This window comes from Ruegeria sp. CG11, from assembly GCF_056537245.1.
Genome location: NZ_JBQFRE010000016.1, coordinates 41,256 through 60,743, shown reverse-complemented (window position 1 = coordinate 60,743; position 19,488 = coordinate 41,256). Strand labels below are relative to the sequence as shown.

Below are 19,488 nucleotides of genomic sequence, written 5' to 3'. Positions count from 1 at the left end.
TTGTGCGGCACTTTCGTTCAAACGATGCAACGGCATAGCCCTATGAGCAGTTCGTTGTTACTCTCCAAGGCAGCACCATTTTGCGACGACTTTTGATGCTATGCGGAACTCGCACAGCACCCCTTAGATGCACCGTCATATGAGAGGAAACGCTATGAGATCAGTGCTTTTGGCTTCCGCAGCGCTTCTTTGCGCAGCACCATCGTTTGCGCAAGAAATATCACCACAGGAAAGCCAAGCAGCGATTGGCGCTCCAGAATACTCTCCTTACTTACACCAAGCGAACCCTCGCCAGGTCTTTTGGGGCGACACGCATCTGCACACATCCTACTCGACGGACGCTGGTATGATCGGCAACCGGCTTGGCCCGGACGACGCATTACGTTTCGCAAAAGGCGAGATGGTCGTTGCGTCCTTCGGCGAGCGCGCAAGGCTGGTAAGGCCGCTGGATTTCCTGGTTATCGCCGATCATGCGGAGAACCTCGGACTGGCGCTTTTGATTGAGGAGTCCAATGCCGATTTGCTGCGGATACCTTTTGGCCGGGAAGTCCACGATCTTGTCAAGGCCGGTGATCCCTGGGGCGCCTATGCCAGATGGGGGGAGGAAGGCATTGCGACAGGGACCGACCTGCTGCCCAATCCCAAACTGGTTGGTAGCATGTGGGACCGGATAGTAGATGACGTCGACAGGCACAACGAGCCGGGTGTCTTCACGGCATTCCATGGATTCGAGTGGACTTCTTCGCCGGACGCCAGAAACTTGCACCGTGTTGTCGTCTTCCGCGATGGCGCGGAAGAGGCCAGGCAGGTCATTCCGTTCTCGACCTTCGACAGCACCGATCCCGAAGATCTTTGGGACTATCTGGAACGCTACGAGGAACTGACAGGCGGTCAAGCGCTCGCCATTCCGCATAACGGCAATCTTTCCAACGGCCTTATGTTCGCCGTTGAGCGCATGAACGGCGAACCGATAGACGCAGACTACGCCGCACGGCGTATGCGGTGGGAACCCCTTTACGAGGTGACCCAGATAAAGGGGGATGGAGAGGCGCACCCGTTCCTGTCGCCAAATGACGAGTTTGCCGACTACTACAACTGGGACAAGGGTGATTTTGGCTTCAATGCCAAAACCCCGGAGATGCTGGAGTTCGAATATGCGCGTTCCGCGCTCAAGGTCGGACTTGAGCAACAGTCTCAACTCGGTGTGAACCCGTTCAAATTCGGTATGGTTGGCGCAACGGATAGCCACACATCCCTGTCCACGACACGCGAGGAAAACTATTTCGGCAAGTTTTCGGGTGTTGAACCGGGGACGGAAGAAGAACGGTACGAAGACGTGGTTGTAACGGACAGGCGTGAAGGCAATGACGGTTCAATTACAATCCGCCATTGGGAGTCCCTTGCATCCGGCCTCCAAGGGATCTGGGCACGCGAAAACACTCGTGAAGCGCTGTGGGATGCCATGGCGCGCAAGGAAACCTATGCAACGACAGGCACGCGGATATCCGTTCGCGTCTTTGGCGGATGGGATTTCGAACCAGCTGACGTACATTTGCCGGATTTCGGAGATCAGGGGTACATTCGCGGCGTACCGATGGGCGGAGACCTGATCGCAGCGGCCGATGGTGCCGCGCCTCGGTTTGTCATCAGGGCGCTTCGTGACCCGGACGGTGCAAATCTCGACCGCGTCCAGATTGTCAAAGCCTGGCTCGACGACAATGGAGATGCGCAAGAGCGGGTTTTCGAGGTCGCGTGGGCGGGTGATCGGGCCGTCGATGCTGATGGGAAGCTGGACCCCATCGGCTCAACCGTTGACGTGGAGAACGCCACTTACACCAATGATATCGGACGGGCGTACCTCGCAGGTCACTGGGAGGATCCGGACTTCGATCCTGCGCAACCAGCGTTTTACTACGTTCGCGTTCTCGAAATCCCGACGCCAACCTGGCTGGCCTATGACCGCGTCCGGTTGGGGGCAGAGGTGCCTGAAGAAGGACTGTTGATCCATCAGGAGCGGGCCTACACCTCACCCATTTGGTATACACCGGGCTGACATCTGTTCGCTCTTGAGTGGAAGAAGGGCGGGGTACTATTCCCGCCCTTCTTCTATGAGGGAGGATCAAATCCGGTCTCTACCGCGAACATGCGCGCCAAATGGGCATTGCGGTGGATACCGTTGGCCGATTGACGCGGACCAATCGAGTTGGAATCGATTGGTCCATTAGCTTTGTGTTTCCAACTGGAATTCGCTCCGCTAACCACTGGCGTCTGCTTTGGGCTCGTTGTGGACATCGGAGGCAGTGCGGCATCTGCTCAGGATCGTTTTAGCACCCGATCGCGGACGGCCCATTGACAACCTCTGCCAGTGAGGACCCTGCCGAGACGGCCAAAACCGAGGCGGAGTACAAGAACAGCGAGGGCGCAATGCTCGCCACTTTTCCCTTCCACTTGGTTAGACGTCCCCCGCGCGCGAACGCGAGTACCCTCTGCTCTACCTGCGTGTATTCTGCCCCATCTGGCTAAAGATTTTTGTTGTGCGCGAGCAGAGTTGGTTACCCTGCGTCACCCCTTCAATGCGCATTTGCTTGCACACTCAGCATTGGGCTTGAAGGGTCAAAAAGGGCGATAATGAGGCTGTTTAGGCAATATTGAACCTTGGTTTATGCGGCCTATACCTTAGTTTATCGCCAATGAAATTTCACAGATTTGAAACCATGAAATGCGGATGTGCCAAGCCATACTGTACGGCGTGATCTTTGCTTTGCTGATAAGTTTGATCCTGTTCAACCTGTGGTTCGCGACGCAAAACCTGGATGCGACACCTGGAATGATCTTTTCGATTGTCAGCTATTCGTGGGAGTTTGCAGAAGCAGCGCTTACCTTGCCGGTGACCTTGCAGTCGTGGTCACGACTATCCGAAATCACGACCTGATTGCAGAGCAATTGACCGGAATTCTGAACCATTCATTGAGTGGAGCGGGATTTGTAATCAAGTACAGACGGCCCATAGCCAACATCCAACACAGTCCTCGTATGCCGCGCTTGAAGCCCGCAATTCAGACATTCGCCGCGGCTGTAAATTGTTTGCGGTCGCGAACTCACGGATAGCGCAAAAAAGCCATTGCTCAATAATGGGCTTTCAAAGTCGGTTGTTGAGCAAAACAGATCATTCCGGCAACCCGGCCTTTCGTAAGCCTTGCAGATAGTGTTCGAGCGCTGGGGCGTGTGTGTAGAGATGACATCGTCGGACCATTGAAACAGAAAAGTCAGGTCGGCGGGCTGAACACTCGGTGATTAAACGCGCAGCTTCCTCAGTTTTGCCTGAGTAGCCCAGGCCGGCGAGAACGACAGAGTAGCGGGACCACTGGAATCCTTGTTGTTGAAGCGCTCTCCTTCCCCATTCAATCGCCAGCCTGTAGTCGCGTTTCAACAAGTGCGCCTCTGCCAACCTCACCATATATGATCCCATATGCTGGTCGCGGGGGCTCAGGCGAATGGCGTCTTCCAAATGTGGAATAGCCTGATCAGCATTTCCCAAAAACACTGCGGCAGCGCCGAGACCGTAATGAGCCCAAGCAAGACTGGGATTGAGTTCAATGGCCAGCTTGAGGTCCGGAATAGCGTTTTCGTGTTCGCGAGCAACGATCCGGGCCTTTCCCATAGCGCAGTGCGCGGCGGCGTCATCGGGGTCCAATTCTACCGCCATCCGGGCCGCCTGCAGTGCACGTTCGCAATTCTCTGCAGGAGAATCCGCCAGACCAAGCACCACTTCATAGTAGTAAGCATCCACCAATCCGGAATATGCCAGCGATAGGTTGGGATCTTGTGAAAGAGCTGCCTCAAACCGCGTACGCGCCTCCATCAGGTCTTCTTTGGTCCGCTTATAAAGATGCCACATGCCTCGTTGATAGACATCCCATGCGTTCAGGTTACCGGACTTCTTGGATGTCGCCCGTTGCTGCTCTGCCTTGTCCAATTCAGGCGCAATGGCTCCTACAATGGCTGCGGTTACTTCATCCTGGACTGCAAAAATATCCTCGAGGACGCGATCATACCGCTCGGCCCAGATTTGCTTTCCAGATGCTGCATCGATCAATTGAGCGGCAATCCGGACCCGGTTTCCTCCTTTGCGAACACTTCCATCGAGCACATAGCGTACCCCGAGTTGCCCGCCGATTTTCTTCAGGTCTGTCGCTTCACCTTTGTAAGCGAAGCTTGAGTTGCGGGCGATGACCATCAGCCATCGGTTACGGGACAGTGCGGAAATGATGTCTTCCGACACACCATCGGCGAAATATTCTTGATCTGTTTCACCGCTCAAGTTGTGGAACGGAAGAACTGCAATGGAGGGTTTCTTCGTAGCCGCAATCGGTGTTGGCGAAACATCTCTTGGTGGATCGGCACCGCCCAACGTTATGCTATAAGCGCGAATGGGTTGATCCACATTTTTGAGTTCAAGTTTGCCCAAGTCCTTGAACTCGGCATTGCTTTTTCCATTAGCCTGACGATAGGCATCTTCGGACAGGCAGATACCGTCTGGTTCAGCCCGGGCTTCAAGTCGAGCGGCTATGTTGACACCGTCTCCCAAAAGGTCTTCGCCGTCGACAATGACGTCGCCAAGATTAAGCCCGATGCGAAAACTTAGACGTCTGTGTCCTTCACCCGCTCTCCTTTCCTGAATTAGGACCTTTTGCCATTGGATCGCACAGTCGACGGCGTCGACGATGCTGGCGAACTCCACCAACATCCCGTCACCGACGAGCTTGAAAATTCGACCATGGTATTGGGAAATAAGTGGTTCGATTACTTCGCTGCGAACAGCATTCAAACACTCGAGAGTGCCGGCTTCATCCTGCCCCATAAGGCGCGTGTAACCAACCACATCGGCAACTAAAATGGCGGCAAGCCGGCGTTCCAAGACGACCTCCTATCGCCACCAGAATACCGCTGGAAGTGACGAGAATCCAACTCAATTGAAGTCCGGGCACTAAGCGAGTTTCTTTTCTCAGACTATTCCGGATGTTTAGCCACGCCCCAGTTCAGACTGGCTCAACCGTGTCATCGAGCTTGTCATCATTTTGAAATTGGGGCGTGCTCTGAACTTGTTGAGCACGCCCCGAAGATCCTTGGCCAGCGGTTGTTTGCGCCTTCCTTCGCGTGCGAACCCTTATACCCTCCAATATGCGTCACGCCCGTAACGCAAGGCGTCGGTGTACTGATCCGGCTCCAGGCCGATGTCTTTCAACAGGCGTTTGTCAAACTGCGAAACATGTCGGATATCGCGCCGAATTCGGTATTCGCGGATTGCGGCCATGCCCAGGTGTGAAAACAGGTTGTACAGTTTCTTAACTGGCGAGCTTGCTCCTCCCTCTGGACGAAACAACACGCCCTGCGGTTGGGAAATAGAACTACGATCAATTGTCATTTTGGCCTCCTGAATTTGGTACGTTTGCGCCGATTTCGCCCGAACCACTGTGCTGCCGAACCTCCGCAATTTTGCGAGGGAAAACTGGCGAAAGCGGCCCGGACTTGTGTGATCCGAAACGCCGGTCAGACGGTTTCGGTAGTAGGTTGCCGGGCCGCTTTGCAAACATGCTCGACATGACGGTGGTCGGTGCCGCAGCACCCGCCGATAACGGTCAGATTGGGCAGAATCTTTGCAAGTTCCTGATGAAGCTCACCGAATTCCTGCGGGTTTCCGTCATCCAGTTCTTCCGCAGCATCAAGCTCGGCATGTGAAAGGCGCGATGCATTGGCCCGCAAACCCATGATACGCTTTGTCCAGTCGCCGCCCTGCTCAAGAACCGAGCGGAAGTGATCAGGATGCGCGCAATTGATCATGAAATAGGCCGCGGCGCTCTGAGTGGCGGCGTCGACCTGTTCAATGGCAGCGCGCAGCCCCTGACCCGAAGGCAGGCGCCCATCGGTCTCGACGGTCAATGAGATCACCACGGGAATGCCGGCCTGATGTGCGGCACGTACGATGCCAATGGCTTCGTCAGCATAGGTCATCGTTATGGCCGAAACCATGTCTGCGCCCATCTCAGCGAACCATTCCACCTGTGTCCGGTGGTAGGTTTCAGCTTCGGAATCGCTCAGGATTTCGCTCGGGGCGTAGCCGTCGCTATGCGGCCCGATCACCCCATTGATCACAAAGGGAGACTCCGGTTGCTCATGTTCTTCACGCATCTTTACAAGCGTGGCGATGACCTCGCGATGAACCTCCTTGAGCTGATCGTGGTCCACGCCCAGTTCGGCTGCCCACCGGGGGCTGGCGCGCCATGTCGGTGTGTCCATGACAAAGCCGCGACGGTTGTTTACCGCCAGTTGGGCAAATCCGCGCATGTACCGGTCGATAGCGTCAATGCCGACCTGGCTGTCCAGTGCCTTGAACGCTGCAAAGAGCGGCAGATCGATCCCGTCGTGAAAGACCAGGGTCGTTTCCAGCCCGCCATCGGCCAGCATCTGGGTGCCGTTCAACTGGGGCAGTGCGTTTCGGTATTTCATTGCCATTCTCCTGTTTCTGGGCCCTTTTGCGGGCCGTTTGGGATGAAACGGGAATAGCAGCGCCCCAATTTTGAACCTCGAGCCGCATCTGAGCTTTTCCTGAGAAAGTATGAGGGGTAGGCTTGAGACAAACGGGAATTGTTCGCAACAGGACCGGTTTTTTGGGAAATGAAGTACGAGTTCAATGATTGCACGATTGATACCGATCTTTTTCAGATATCTCGTGGCGGTGTCGCTGGAAGCCTGACGCCGCAAACCCTGCAAATTCTTGAATATCTCATTTCAAACCGGGATCGGGTGGTTTTGAAAGATGAACTGGTCGAGCAGGTGTGGCAGGGCCGGTTCATCACTGATGCGACCTTGTCGACCGCGATGAAAGAAGCTCGGCAGGCGGTTGGCGACACAGGGCGGGATCAGCACACGATCCGAACTGTACATGGCGCAGGGTTCCGCTTTGTCGCGGAAATCGAAATGCCCGTTGCCGACACGCGAAACGCGCCAACGTCTGATGGTATTGTCCTCGCGGTTCTTCCATTCAAAAGTCTGGGCACAAACACCGACGACGCTTTTTTGGCCGAAGGTCTGACAGAAGACGCGATCACGAACCTGTCCCGGTTTCGCGAACTTACGCTGCTGTCCCATCGCACAACCGCACAGCTGGCGGCAGAAAAGGTTTCGAACGCGGAAATGTCGGAACGATATGCCATCACCCACGTGGTCGAAGGCAGCATTAGAAGGTCGCAAAACCAGTTGCGCGTGACTGTGCAAGTAACCGAAGCCAGCGGCGGCAGACTGGTAGCGACCGAACAATTCGATCGCGGTGGCGGGCCCGAAGATTTGTTTGAGATTCAGGAAGACATCGCCGCTCTCATTGCCGGCCGTCTTGGCAGCCGCCACGGATTGATGGCAAAGCAGGTGGCTAGATCACTACCTGCCGGGCGCACGCATTTCTGGGAGACCTATTTTCTCGTTGCGCAGTTTTACGAGTATTACAGATCCTATGATCATTCGATACATGCCGAAATCCGGGACAGGCTAAAGGTCGCGCTGGAAAAAGACACCCATTCCTCAGATGGGTGGGCTGCTTATGCCATGCTGTTGCTGGAAGAGTACCGCTATCACATCAACCAGCGACCAGATGTCGACGCCTTGGCACTCGCAACCGAGGCAGCCGGAAGGGCGGTCGAGTGTGACGGTTTGAACGCCTTTGCGCAAATGACCCTGGCGCTGACCATTTTCTACCAGATGGACATAGCAAGGTTCAGGGCTGCCGCGGATCGGGCGCTCCAGCTGAATTCCGGCCATTGCGATGTTCTGGCCGAGATCGGCTCCTGTCACCTGTTTCTGGGCGAATATGATCGAGCGGTCGAACTACTGGACCGGGCGATTGATCTGAGCCCCGTCCATCCAGGCTGGTATCACTATGCGCGGTGCTGGCTCTATGCATCGCAGGGGTTTACCGAGGCTGCACTGATTGAGATCGAGAAAGTGCCGATGCCGGATTTCTTCTGGTACCAGGCACATCTGGCATGGCTTCATGGCGAATTGGGCAACACAGAAAAAGCCCAAGCGGCAGCCGCAGTCATGCGGGAAATGTTTCCGATCTTCGAAGACGTCGTCTATGAAGAGCTTGCGATGACCGGTATCACCCCGGAACACGGAGAGATGGCTGTTCGAGGATGGCGCAAGGCGGGGCTTAGAATCCCGGAATATCCGACTTAGGTCGCACGCGCATCAGGGCGGGTAAAGCGATCAAGCCCGAAATGACAATCGCGCTGGCCAAGGCCGGATAGCCGCCCATGGCAATCGCCAGACTCCCCATTCCGCCACCAATTGCAAACCCCAAAAGGTAGCGTGCCATGCCTGACGCCGGGGCGTCAGTTCGGTCCAGGTAAAGCGGGAAAAACAGAAACAGGCCGAATGCGTTGACAAGGATCGTCGCGCCCATCAGCAGTTCGGAACTTGAAAGATAGGTCAGCCCACCTGCAAAGGCGGCCAGTAACAGACCAACTATCTGGGCGTGAAGCCTCAGCCGGTCTAGGATAATGCCGGCAAGAATCGACCCCAGCGCAGAAAGCCACAGGCTCGCCGCCAGCCAGGCGCTAAGGCTGCCAAGCTCTTGTTCTATCGAAAAAACTTCCAGAAAAGCCCAGTAGGCGCCCATGCAGATAAAGAACGGCAACAGACTAAGATCCTGTTTCCAGTTGAAGTGCCGGACATAGCGTTTACCTGGAGCGGGCAGATACAGCAGAAGCAGGATGGCCTGTATCGCCGCTAGAAGGGCCAAGGGAAACAGCATTGATATCCCGGTTGCATGGACTCCAGCCAACAGAACGAATGAAGCGGCACAGCCGATCGCCATTCCATTGCTGATCATTCGCAAAACACTGGCTACGCCGGAACTGCGCGACAGAGGCACAGCCAAAACGATGCCCAGCGACAAACCGACGATAGCTGCGCCGACAAACAGTATCGCCGTCGCAATGGTTTGCTCCATCGCAGCAGCGGCAATTCCGATGCACGCAACAGCCCCGGCGACCCGCGGCAAAACATGTCCGGCGACAGCACCAATCACACATCCGATCGCGGCGGTCAGCAGGACAACGCTGGCCAGCAGGCCGACCACAACTTCGGAAATCCCGCTTTTGGCGGCCAGTTCAGCCAGCCAAATCGGCATCGTGTTCAGAATTGTCACCGCTAACGCGATATAGAAGGAGCGTGTCAGCTGACCATCCTTGCCTGTCGGGTTTTCTGTCCACTTCGATGTTTGTTTAAATAAACCTGTTGGTCAACGCTGCCAAAATGGTTGTCGGCAATCGCTTTGTGTGCGGCAGTTATATGCGCGAAACCCCCTTAAAACGTATTCCGTGGGGCGTCCGCTCCGAACAATTCGCGGGACATTTTGCAAAGTTTTCTATCTGCGACTTCGAATTCAAGGACGGCTTCAGGTCGCGTCGGGCTCATGGTTCTCTCCGGGGTTGAACGAGCCGCCCCATTACTGCGTCGGTGATGGGATGCCTTCCAAAAGTCCGCTGCGAAGTCACCTGGAAATGTGCCGCGACTTTGCATCACAAGGTCATCCTGCCTCCGTCCCGACAGGACCAGATTCCGCAGTTTGCAGAACTCTGAGTTTCAAATCATGTAGGCAAGGCCTCCTTTGTTTGGTCAAATTTGGTTCCATCTCGCCAATGCCGCGTCAAGATGACCGCTATTTTGCGCGCAGTTGCAACCGTCGCCTTTTTGAGCCCTTTGCGTTGCACAACCCGCATTGCCCAACCCTTGAATGGGCTGAACTTTGCGACCCGTTGGATTAGTATTTTTGCAGCTTCAAAGAGCAAATTGCGCATGTCGAGGGCGCCGCGCTTAGAGATGCGGCCGGACCAATCGGTCTCGCCCGATTGGTAGCGCCTCGGCGTCAATCCGAAGTACGCACCGACATCCACCGGGCTCCGGAAACGTGTTGCGTCGTCAATGGTGGCAATAAAACTCAGGGCCACGATAGACCCACCCCCAGGCACGCGTGTCAGACGCCGTGCCAGTGGGCAATCCATTGCGTATTTCTGGATCTCCGCATCAAGGTCGGTGGTCATATGGTATATCCGGCATTCGGCTGGTGCGACTTCACCAATCGCGTGCTCATATTCAGACATCCGCCGCGACGGCGCTAAATGACGCAACATGCTCGAAAGGTCAGGTTGCATCAACGATGTTTGGGAATTTAGGTGAGGTTGCGCTCTGCTGACCTATCTATGTGAACCCATGGAACGTACACCATACGGAGACAGTTCAGTACAGCAGGGCGACTTCACAATTTGTAAATAAGGTATGGCTCTATAGATCTCCACGAAAAACGGACGTTATGCCCTCTTTTTGGGCGACCCTAGGGACCATTTGGGAAAACGCAGATTTGCCGCGGGCCATTGATGTGTATCCGCCCACTTATCGGATTGTATCGAACGGCCCTTAGCCGACCTTTGTTGGACTGGTGGGATTCTGCGGTGCGGTCCGTCAGAGGAGACATTCGCTGCGCTAGCAAAACCGAACCTAAAACAAATGAGTATTCGACGATAGCACCTTTGCCCTAATCTCAGTCCTCGGCGGTGACTTGTGATGATTTAGTTGTGTCTGGCCCTGAACGCCTAAGGAACCACCATATCGATATGATCGATACCAGTAGCAGGAGTAGCGCGATCGGGTACTCGATTATCCGTGTCCAGTCGCCGTTCATCAAAGCAAGGCTCTGCGAAAGCGAGATCTCAAAGCGTGGTCCTAGAAAGAAGGCAATGATAAAGATCACAACCGAGTAACCGAAGCTGCTCATCAGATAGCCGATCCCGGCAAAGACCAGCATGACAATCACGCCGAAAATGCCTCCGGTTGCCATCGAAACACCAACGATGCAGAGCAGCAGCGCTGAAGCGAAGATGATGGATTCCGGCGCCGAAACAACTTTGACCCAAAATCGCAGGCCCACTTGGCCAACCCACAAGTTCAGGAAATTTGCCATGATCATGGCGCCAAACAGTCCATAGATCAGGCGACCCTGATCTTGGAACAGAAGCGGGCCAGGTTGAATACCATGGATCATGAAGGCACTGATGATCAAGGCAGCACCGACGCTACCAGGAATGCCGAGAGTCAGAAGGGGAATGAGGTTGGAACCCACAACCGCCGAATTCGCGGATTCTGCAGCGGCGATGCCGTGCAGATTGCCTTTACCGAACGAACCGGGATCCTTCGATGCGCTTTTGGCAGAAGCATAGGACATGAAAGCCGCCGCAGTTGATCCGATCCCGGGTAGTGCACCCAGAACGGTTCCGATCATCGCACCCCGCAGCATGGTAAAGCGGCAGGCCCAGTATTCCGCCCAGGACACGCGCATGTCCTGCGGATTGCCGGTGTCCTTGACTTCGACCGCGGGCTTCACCTCGCCGGACATCTTCGTCAGCCGGCGCAGGATTTCTGCAATGGCCAGCGTTCCGATGGCAACCGATGCCAGGGGCAGCCCGTCGTAGAAATCGAACATCCCAAAGATCAGGCGAGGCGTGTAGTTTTCGGGGTCGGTCCCGACGGATGCGCAGAGCAGACCTAGGGCGGCGGCGATGATGCCTTTGATTAGCGAATTGCCGATAAGCCCGGAAAGCACCGAAAATGCAAAGACCATCAGGGCAAAGACTTCAACGGGTCCCATGCGCAGGGCGAGAATTGCCAAGGGCGCTGAAACCGTGATCAGGACCAGATCACTGAAGGAGTCCCCGGTCACCGAAGAAAACAGCGCCATCTTAGTGGCCTTCAGCGGCTTGCCATCCCGTGCGAGCGGATAGCCGTCCATGGCCGTGGCAGCCGCATCGGGTGTGCCGGGCGTATTCATGAGGACCGCAGGCACGGCGCCACCAACCAGCCCTCCCTTGTTTACCCCGACCAAAAAAGCAATGGCAGGCAGCGGGTCGAGACCGAAAGTAAACGGGATGGCGATTGCCATGGCCATCACCGGGCCGATTCCGGGGACTGCGCCAACGAACTGGCCGACGACGACGCCGAACAGGACGAATACCAAATTCCAAATTGTGAAGGCATCGGCAAAGCCCGCCAGAATTGTGGAAAGATCAACCATGTCCACTCTCCTCAGGGCAAGGCCCGGTCGAGGACCTGCACGACCAGAAACCAGATCGCGCCGGGCATTCCCACGACCCCACATACCAGCCAGAAGGGACGTCGTTCGCCGATAAGTAACATGATCGCCAGCGCAATCATGGGGGCGACATAGACGAAGCCAAACCGGCCCATGAGAACAAGACCAACCATAAGCAGGCCGAAGTAGAGTCCGGCCCGGACGAATTCGCTTGCCTCTTGCGTGTGGTGTTTCGTGGGGCGCAGTATCAACAAGGCTCCGCAGAGGCTCAACACGATGGCAACAGCATTGGGAACGGTGTCAGGGTGAACCCAGCCACCTTCCACCTGTTCGACGAAGGTTGGTATGATGAACAGATAGAGCGCCAATCCAAACAGCAGAAAGAAAAGTCCGGAAGCGCGGTCTGCGTTGATCTTCATGGTGCCCTCCTGAAAATGCCCCCGCCGAAGCTTGTTCAGCGGGGATGTCAGTTACTGTCCAAACAGGACTTTGACGTTCTCCACGCCGTCGACCATCATCTTTTCGGTGCCTTCGGCGCCGAGGTTCAGGACTTCGGTCGTTGCGGCGTTGCGCACGATCTCGGCCACTTCATCCGTAGCCATTGCGTTTTCGAGCGCGTTGGTCAGGGCCGCGACAGCGGCGGGATCGGTGCCGGCAGTCGTAGCAAAATAGAAGTAAGGGTCGAGATAGGCGCTGATCCCAGCTTCGCGCACCGTCTGCACGTCCGGCGCATAGTCGTGGCGGGCGTCATTGGCGCTGGCGATCATCTTGAAGTCACCCGACTCGAGGTATTTGATGTGAGTACCGGCAGAGAACCCGGCCATCACCTGCCCGCCAAGGATCAGCTTTTGGGTTTCGGCCTCGCCCTTGGTCGACACAAAGCGGAGATTTGCATCTGTTTCGCGGTTCACCACCTCCATCAACAGCTTCTGTGGCGGGGCACCAAAGCCGATGGCCAACCCGTCATTTGCCTTGGAATACTCGATCATGCCAGCGAGATCGTCGAACGGTGCATCAGCCCGGGCGATCAGCGCCAGTTGAGCCCGCGATACAGTGCCGAGATATTCGAAACTGTCGAGATCAAAGCCAAGCTGGTCGCCGCGCTTCACGAGATTGATCAGGACAGGCATATTGACACCCAGGCCGATGACATTCCCTTTGGGCGGCATTTTCGCGATGCCGGTGAACATGGCGACGCCACCGCCGCCTGTCTTGTTTTCGGCAATGATGTTCCAGCCGGTTTGTTCTTTCATAACCTTGGCAATGACGCGGCCCATCGTGTCGGTCGATCCACCAGCGGCAAAGCCGATCTGCAGGCGCAGTGTACCGGTTGGCTCCCAGTCTTCGGCCATTGCACCTCCGGCAAAGGCCATCAATGCCCCGGCCACAAACCCGGTGATTGTCCGTTTCAGCTTCATGGTTTCCTCCCTTTCAAGGTGTCTTTGGATCTTGCTTGCGGAACAGGTCGTTGGTTCTCCTCCGGACCGGCCTGCCCGCCTGCATTAATGAGAGACAAAAACGGGTATTTCAGCCTCTCGAAGGATGTGTTTCGTGACCCCGCCAAACAGGTCCTCGGAAAGTTTCGAGTGACCGAAGGCACCCATGACCAAAAGTCCCGTTTTCTGCTCCATGCAGAAGTCGAGGATCGTCCGGGCGGTTCCGCCTGATCCCCTCGGCACCACGACGTGTTTTGCCTCGACACCGTGGCGTGCCAGCAGCGTCGGCAGATCGATGCCCTTGGTTTCACGGTGAGCACTCTTGTCGCCCACCGTGACGATCGTCACCATCCGCTTGGTTTCCAGGATGTTCATGGCGTCGAACAGGGCGCGGGACGCATTACGCTTACCATCCCAAGCGATCACGGCACTTTCGTTGATTTCGGTCGGCCGAAACCGCTTGGGCGCCACCAGGATCGGTCGGCCGCTTGCGTGCGCAATCCGATCAGGGTGCAGCGTATATTCGTCGGCGGCAGGCAAGTTTTCATACTGTCCAAGAACCGTGACATCGAACATCCGCGTGTAAAAGGAAATGGTCCGATCCGGATCGGCATGGACATCGATCCAGTGCTGTTTGTCGGGATCGACCTTGCCATCGAGATAGCTGCGAAATCTGTCTTCGAGTTCCGTCACCCGACCAGCGATGATGTCATCCAGAGAAGCCGCCACCTTCTGTGCCAGCCAGGGGGGGAAGTTCTGTACAATGTTTGACACGCCATGCGCAACGATGCCGGTCAGATGGGCATCGTATTTTCGCGACATCAAGGCGCCCAGATGCAAGGCGGTATCCGATGCTTCGCCGCCGTTATAGGCAACCAGCAGGTTTTTCAGTGTCATGCCTTGCCTCCCAACTCGCCACCCGCAACCGGGATGAGTTGAAAAACAAGTTAACGTATGAATGAATTCCTGCCTGTCCACTGAAACATATGACAAGAAGGCCTCTATTCCGGTTGCCGCATGTCCTTGGCCCGGCGTCCGGTGTATTTTGTCGTCAGCCTTGCAGGGACATCGTTTTCATCCCAGACGCCGATCATCACGCCGGTGTCCGCCTTTTCTGCGCGGATTTCTTCCAGCCGTTTCTTGGAAACCGTTGTGCGTTGCGATAACCGCCGGGCCCATGCACCCAGCAGGTCATACATCTTGCGGATCGTGTCGCCATGTTCGGGTAAGGCGCCAAGGTCCACCAACTCCTCCGGGTCGGTCTGCAGGTCAAACAACATGGGCCGGTGTCCCGTTTCAAAGTGGATAAGCTTCCATCGGCGTGTCGCAACCATGAAGACCACGGCTTGGTCCGGGGTGGCTCCCAATAAAACGGCCTCGTTGTTGGTGGTGAAATCGACCTCGCAGAACACTGCCTCACGATCCGTATCAGGTTTTTTGCCATGCAGGATCGGCAACAGGGATTCCCCTTCGAGGATGTGGTCTGCGGGCTCACCGCCTGCCAAGTCCAGGAATGTCGGAGCCAGATCAATACTTTCCACCAAAGCATCGCACGCGGTACCTCGGGTGGCGTCCGCCTCGGGCGAGGGGTCATAAATGATCAACGGCACTCGGATCGAGCTCTCATAAAAAAATGACTTTTCGCCCAGCCAGTGATCGCCGAGAAAATCGCCGTGATCCGAGGTCAGCACGATCATCGTGTCATCCATGCGCCCCGTGTCTTCAAGCCATTTGAACAGCACGCCCATCTGGTCATCGATCTGCTTGATCAGCCCCATATAGACCGGGATCACCGCATCACGCACCTCGTCGCGGGCAAAGGCCTGACTGACCCGGCTTTTCATGAAGGCGTCCATTACCGGATGCGCATTCTCGCGTTCCTCTTCCGAGCGTTGGGCGGCCTGAACATGTTCGGGACCATACATGTCGTGATAGGGCGCGGGGACGATGTAGGGCCAGTGTGGCTTGATGTAACTAAGGTGCATGCACCAGGGTTCGTCACCCGCCTGCTCCATAAACGCCATGCCCCGGCGGGTCAGATAGGGGGTTTCGCTGTCATCTTCGGCGATGTTGGCCTGAAGCGGAGAGTTCCTGAGGAACCAACCGGACAACACATTCCCGTCTTCATCCAGCCCGGAGTTTGCAAAGTCATGCCAAGGGTTGTCGCTGTCGTAGCCCTTCTCCGACAGGTATTCGCTGTATTTCAACGCGCCGCCGGGATCATACAGGCCCGCTGGTCCTTCGGGGCGCATTCCGTCATCTCGTTCGAACACGTCAAAGCCGCATTCGGCAACACGCGCACCGATAATGGTGTCACGGCTAAGGCCAAGGCGCTCCATGCCCTCCAGATCGGGCTCCATATGGGTCTTGCCCACCAGCCAGCAGCCCATACCGGCCTTGCGCAAGTGGTCGCCCAGCGTCTGCTCTCCGACTTTCAGCGGGACAGTGTTCCAGGTCGCACCGTGGCTGTGCGCGTAGCGGCCCGTGTAGAAACACATGCGCGACGACCCACAAATCGGAGACTGGATGTAAGCCCGATCAAACCGCACACCCATTGACGCCAGCCGGTCGATGTTGGGCGTGTGCAGGTGCGGGTGACCGTAGCAGCCAAGGTAATCCCAGCGCAGTTGGTCGAACATGATGAACAGGATGTTTTTAGCCTTGGCCATGTCGCTCTCCGAATGTGATCCGCCCGCAAGGTCAGGTGATTGTGAGAAGCCGCGCAGCGCCCCGAAACTCTGCCGCCAGTGCGTCGCCGATAAGGTTCATTCCCCGGTCCCGGGCAAAGGGTGCCTGTGCGGTCATAGCTGGATCCATGTCGCCTTGAAGTTCTCGTACTTTTCCAGCGCATGCAGGGACTTGTCCGCACCGTTCCCCGACTGGCGCACACCACCCAGAGGGGATGTCATGTCCGAGCCAGCGAAGCAGTTCACATGCACCTGACCGGATTTTATGCGACCAGCCATCCGGTGCGCCCGCGACAGGTCCGAGGTCCAAACCGCCGAGGACAGCCCGTAGACGGTTTCGTTGGCGATCTCGACCGCCTCATTTTCAGTGTCAAAAGCTCGCGCCGCCAGTACGGGGCCAAAGACCTCGTTCTGCACCAAGCTCATGTCGCGTGTGACATCCGTCAGAATGGTGGGCTGGTGATAGAACCCGCCGGTGCCGGTGTGTAATGCCTCGCCGCCGGTGACCAATATGGCGCCTTGTTCCAACGCCAATTTCACTGCCGCTTTCGTCTTGTCCAGTTGCGCAGCATTGGCCAGCGCGCCGGTGGTATGATCCAGTTTAAGCGGGTCGCCTACGTGCAGTGCCTCGGCATGTTGGCGCAGCTTCTCCATGAACTCGTCATAAACAGATCGCTCGACCGCCAGGCGCGAGGCCGCAACGCAAACCTGACCGTTGTTGCGGAAGATCGAGGCGGCTGTCTGGGCTGCCGTCACCTCAAGATCGGGTGCATCGGCAAAGACGATGTTGGGGGACTTGCCGCCGAGTTCCAAATAGACCCGTTTCAGGTTGGATCGCGCCGAGTACTCCATCAGTTTTCGGCCAACCACTCCCGAACCAGTAAAGGCCAGCACATCGACATCCATGTGCAGTCCTAAGGCTTTGCCCGCTGTTGCACCCTGTCCCGTCACCAGATTTAGCACGCCCGGCGGAAGCCCGGCTTCAAGTGCAAGTTCGACCACACGGATCGTCGACAGGCTGGCGTCCTCCGAAGGTTTGAGGACTACCGAATTGCCCGCCGCAAGTGCGGGCGCCATCTTCCACGCGCCGATCATCAGCGGAAAGTTCCAGGGAATGACCGCGCCGACCACACCCACCGGTTCCCTCTGGACCAGCGACAAGACATTAGACGGCGTAGGTGTGACCTCGCCGTTTATCTTGTCGATAGCCTCGGCGTAATAACGGATGGTACCTACGGCAGATGTCGGCTCGGCCATCAAAGCCATGCGAATGTCGGTGCCATTGTCGCGCGCGCCCAGAACGGCGAGGCTCAGGGCCTCACCCTCGATCAGGTCCGCCCATTTCAACAGCACCTTCTTGCGTGCGGCAGGGGCAAGTGAAGACCAGACGCCCGCCTCAAAGCTCGCACGAGCAGACGCTACCGCGCGATCGATGTCTTCCACATCACTGTCGGGAAGGGTTCCAAGCGCCGTCCCGTCAATTGGGCTGCTGACCGGCATCTCACGCCCGGATGCCGACGAAAGGAATCGACCGCCGATGATGTTGTGCCCTATTGGAGCGTCGAGTGCGCGCAAGGCGTCGATCTTGTCCTGTTCCAACTGTGTCACTGTCTGGCTCCTATCGGAACTGGTCGATGCTGGGCATTTCTTCGAACGGAACCTCGATCACGGTGGGGCCGTCGGTTGTTGCCAATCCGCGTCGGATCGCAGCGCGCAGCTCAGTTGCGTCCGTAGCCCGCAAGGCCTGCGCCCCGAAGCTCTCGATCATGCGCGGAAAGTCCGGGTTCACCAGATCGGTGGCGATAATACGGCCGCCATAATCGTTCTTCTGCATCTGTTGGACATTGCCGAACTGGTTGTTGTTGAACAGGATGGTGACCAACGGGATCTTGTGCTGCACAGCAGTTGCCAGCTCTTGCACCCCGAACATGAAGCCGCCATCGCCGGTGATGGAAAGGACCGGCACATCCGGGCGGGCCACTTTGACACCCAGTGCGGTCGGAAACCCGTAACCCAATGTGCCTTGATACCCGGTCGAGATGAACGTGCGCGGCTTGTAGCTCTGGTAGGCAAAGCGGCTGGCGAACCCGACCTGCGTCAGCTCGTCCACAAAGATCCCGTCTTCGCCCAGTTCTTCGCGGATGATGCGCAGATAGGTTTGCTGGGGCTCCAGCACCGCCGATTTCTTTGCCCAGGCAGCCTTGGCTTCCTGCAACTCCTCAATACGTGATGAGCGCCTGTAACCCTCAAGCCGTTCCAGCAGGAAAGGCACCGCCTCTTCGGCGCGTGACGTAATGGCAAGCTCGGGGCGGGAGAAAACCGTGTGGCTAACCGGATCGACATCGATGCGGATGATTTCGGGGCGGTGGCTCTGGGTCCATTTCTCCATCGGGATACGCATCTGGCTGCCGATGGCCAGAACGACATCTGTCTTTGCCCAAAGCGGGCGGGCGGCGGGCATATGGAAACCGTGCGGGCTGCGGCTGTCGACCACGCCGTGTCCGTTTCGGAAGGCCACAACGGGCGCCTGAAGTTTCTCGGCCAGTTGGCGAACCACCTCGCTGGCATCCATTGCTCCGCTGCCCACGAAGATCATCACGTTCTCAGCACCAGCCAGCATCACGGCCGCCTGGTTCAGGCCTTCTTCGTCCAGAGGCGGCTGTTCCGGCGTCACCTCGCCTGCGTCCAGGTTCACCGGACCCTTCGCCGCAAGCACATCCATTGGGATTTCCAGCGCCGTGGGTCGAGGGCGTCCGGAACCGATCTGGGCGAAGGCCTCCTTGATGCGGCCGGGAATCTCGGCGGGGCTGTTCGCCCGCTCAGCCCATTTTGTCAGGCGTTTCAGGATACCCAACTGATCGTTGATTTCATGCAGATCGCCCATACCCCGGTCGATCTTGTGCGACGGAATTTGGCCAGTCAGGCACATCACTTTGGCATTGGTGGCATAGGCCGTGGACAGAGCCGCACTAGCATTCAGGATGCCAGGCCCAGGCACCACGTTGAACACGCTGGTTTCGCCCGTGGCCAAGGCCGCGCCGAGCGCCATGTACGCCGCGCCCTGTTCGTGACGCGTATGGATGATCCGAAACTTGTCATGGTGATCATAGAACGCGTTGTAAAGCCAGTCATTCTGCACACCGGGCAAACCGAACACGGTCTCGACACCAAGGTTGTGGAGCGAAAGGACGGCGGCTTCCCCGCCCGTCATTCTGGTGGTCATGGT

The 19,488-nt window shown here is 56.9% G+C and carries 15 protein-coding genes; 3 read left to right on the top strand and 12 right to left on the bottom strand.

Translation table 11 applies throughout. The features are described from left to right. Nucleotides 1-127: 127 nt before the first annotated feature. Nucleotides 128-2,053, top strand: coding sequence for a DUF3604 domain-containing protein (locus ACR0KW_RS20315; RefSeq protein WP_480806622.1), 1,926 nt, complete (start codon nt 128-130; stop codon nt 2,051-2,053). A 672-nt stretch (nt 2,054-2,725) separates the two neighbouring features. Then, nucleotides 2,726-2,932, top strand: a complete 207-nt coding sequence (locus tag ACR0KW_RS20310; RefSeq protein ID WP_480806621.1) for a hypothetical protein — start codon at nt 2,726-2,728, stop codon at nt 2,930-2,932. 234 nt (nt 2,933-3,166) lie between these two features. Here the strand turns inward: ACR0KW_RS20310 and ACR0KW_RS20305 are convergent, their stop codons facing one another. From ACR0KW_RS20305 to ACR0KW_RS20295, 3 genes are all read right to left on the bottom strand, one after another. Then, nucleotides 3,167-4,918, bottom strand: a complete 1,752-nt coding sequence (locus ACR0KW_RS20305; RefSeq protein ID WP_480806620.1) for an adenylate/guanylate cyclase domain-containing protein — start codon at nt 4,916-4,918, stop codon at nt 3,167-3,169. 249 nt (nt 4,919-5,167) lie between these two features. Next, a complete protein-coding gene (locus ACR0KW_RS20300) occupies nt 5,168-5,425 on the bottom strand; it encodes a DUF1127 domain-containing protein (protein WP_480806619.1) in 258 nt (85 codons plus the stop codon). A gap of 125 nt (nt 5,426-5,550) precedes the next feature. Further along, nucleotides 5,551-6,507 (bottom strand): homocysteine S-methyltransferase family protein, encoded by a 957-nt coding sequence (locus ACR0KW_RS20295; protein ID WP_480806618.1) that lies wholly within the window; start codon nt 6,505-6,507, stop codon nt 5,551-5,553. A 168-nt stretch (nt 6,508-6,675) separates the two neighbouring features. Between ACR0KW_RS20295 and ACR0KW_RS20290 the strand changes: the two genes are divergently transcribed. Next, entirely contained in the window at nt 6,676-8,229 is a 1,554-nt protein-coding gene (locus ACR0KW_RS20290) for a winged helix-turn-helix domain-containing tetratricopeptide repeat protein (protein ID WP_480806617.1), read from the top strand. Here the strand turns inward: ACR0KW_RS20290 and ACR0KW_RS20285 are convergent. The 9 genes from ACR0KW_RS20285 to ACR0KW_RS20245 form a co-directional block, all read right to left on the bottom strand. Continuing rightward, on the bottom strand, nt 8,204-9,202 hold the full coding sequence (locus tag ACR0KW_RS20285) for a hypothetical protein (RefSeq protein ID WP_480806616.1): 999 nt from the start codon (nt 9,200-9,202) through the stop codon (nt 8,204-8,206). The two genes, ACR0KW_RS20290 and ACR0KW_RS20285, sit on opposite strands and share 26 nt — an antisense overlap. A gap of 442 nt (nt 9,203-9,644) precedes the next feature. Beyond that, nucleotides 9,645-10,097 carry a transposase gene (locus ACR0KW_RS20280; protein WP_480806615.1) on the bottom strand — a complete coding sequence of 151 codons (453 nt, stop codon included), beginning with the start codon at nt 10,095-10,097 and terminating at the stop codon, nt 9,645-9,647. 497 nt (nt 10,098-10,594) lie between these two features. Beyond that, the gene (locus tag ACR0KW_RS20275) at nt 10,595-12,121 is read right to left on the bottom strand and encodes a tripartite tricarboxylate transporter permease (protein ID WP_480806614.1); all 1,527 of its coding nucleotides are present in this window, start codon (nt 12,119-12,121) and stop codon (nt 10,595-10,597) included. A gap of 11 nt (nt 12,122-12,132) precedes the next feature. Next, the gene (locus tag ACR0KW_RS20270) at nt 12,133-12,558 is read right to left on the bottom strand and encodes a tripartite tricarboxylate transporter TctB family protein (protein ID WP_480806613.1); all 426 of its coding nucleotides are present in this window, start codon (nt 12,556-12,558) and stop codon (nt 12,133-12,135) included. A 51-nt stretch (nt 12,559-12,609) separates the two neighbouring features. After that, on the bottom strand, nt 12,610-13,557 hold the full coding sequence (locus ACR0KW_RS20265) for a tripartite tricarboxylate transporter substrate binding protein (protein WP_480806612.1): 948 nt from the start codon (nt 13,555-13,557) through the stop codon (nt 12,610-12,612). 84 nt (nt 13,558-13,641) lie between these two features. Beyond that, nucleotides 13,642-14,472 (bottom strand): universal stress protein, encoded by an 831-nt coding sequence (locus ACR0KW_RS20260; RefSeq protein WP_480806611.1) that lies wholly within the window; start codon nt 14,470-14,472, stop codon nt 13,642-13,644. Nucleotides 14,473-14,576: 104 nt separating this feature from the next. Beyond that, complete coding sequence (locus ACR0KW_RS20255; protein ID WP_480806610.1) at nt 14,577-16,244, bottom strand: alkaline phosphatase family protein; 1,668 nt, start codon at nt 16,242-16,244, stop codon at nt 14,577-14,579. Between the two features lie 132 nt (nt 16,245-16,376). Further along, nucleotides 16,377-17,861, bottom strand: a complete 1,485-nt coding sequence (locus tag ACR0KW_RS20250; protein WP_480806633.1) for an aldehyde dehydrogenase family protein — start codon at nt 17,859-17,861, stop codon at nt 16,377-16,379. A gap of 19 nt (nt 17,862-17,880) precedes the next feature. Further along, entirely contained in the window at nt 17,881-19,485 is a 1,605-nt protein-coding gene (locus ACR0KW_RS20245) for a thiamine pyrophosphate-dependent enzyme (RefSeq protein ID WP_480806609.1), read from the bottom strand. Nucleotides 19,486-19,488: the final 3 nt, after the last annotated feature.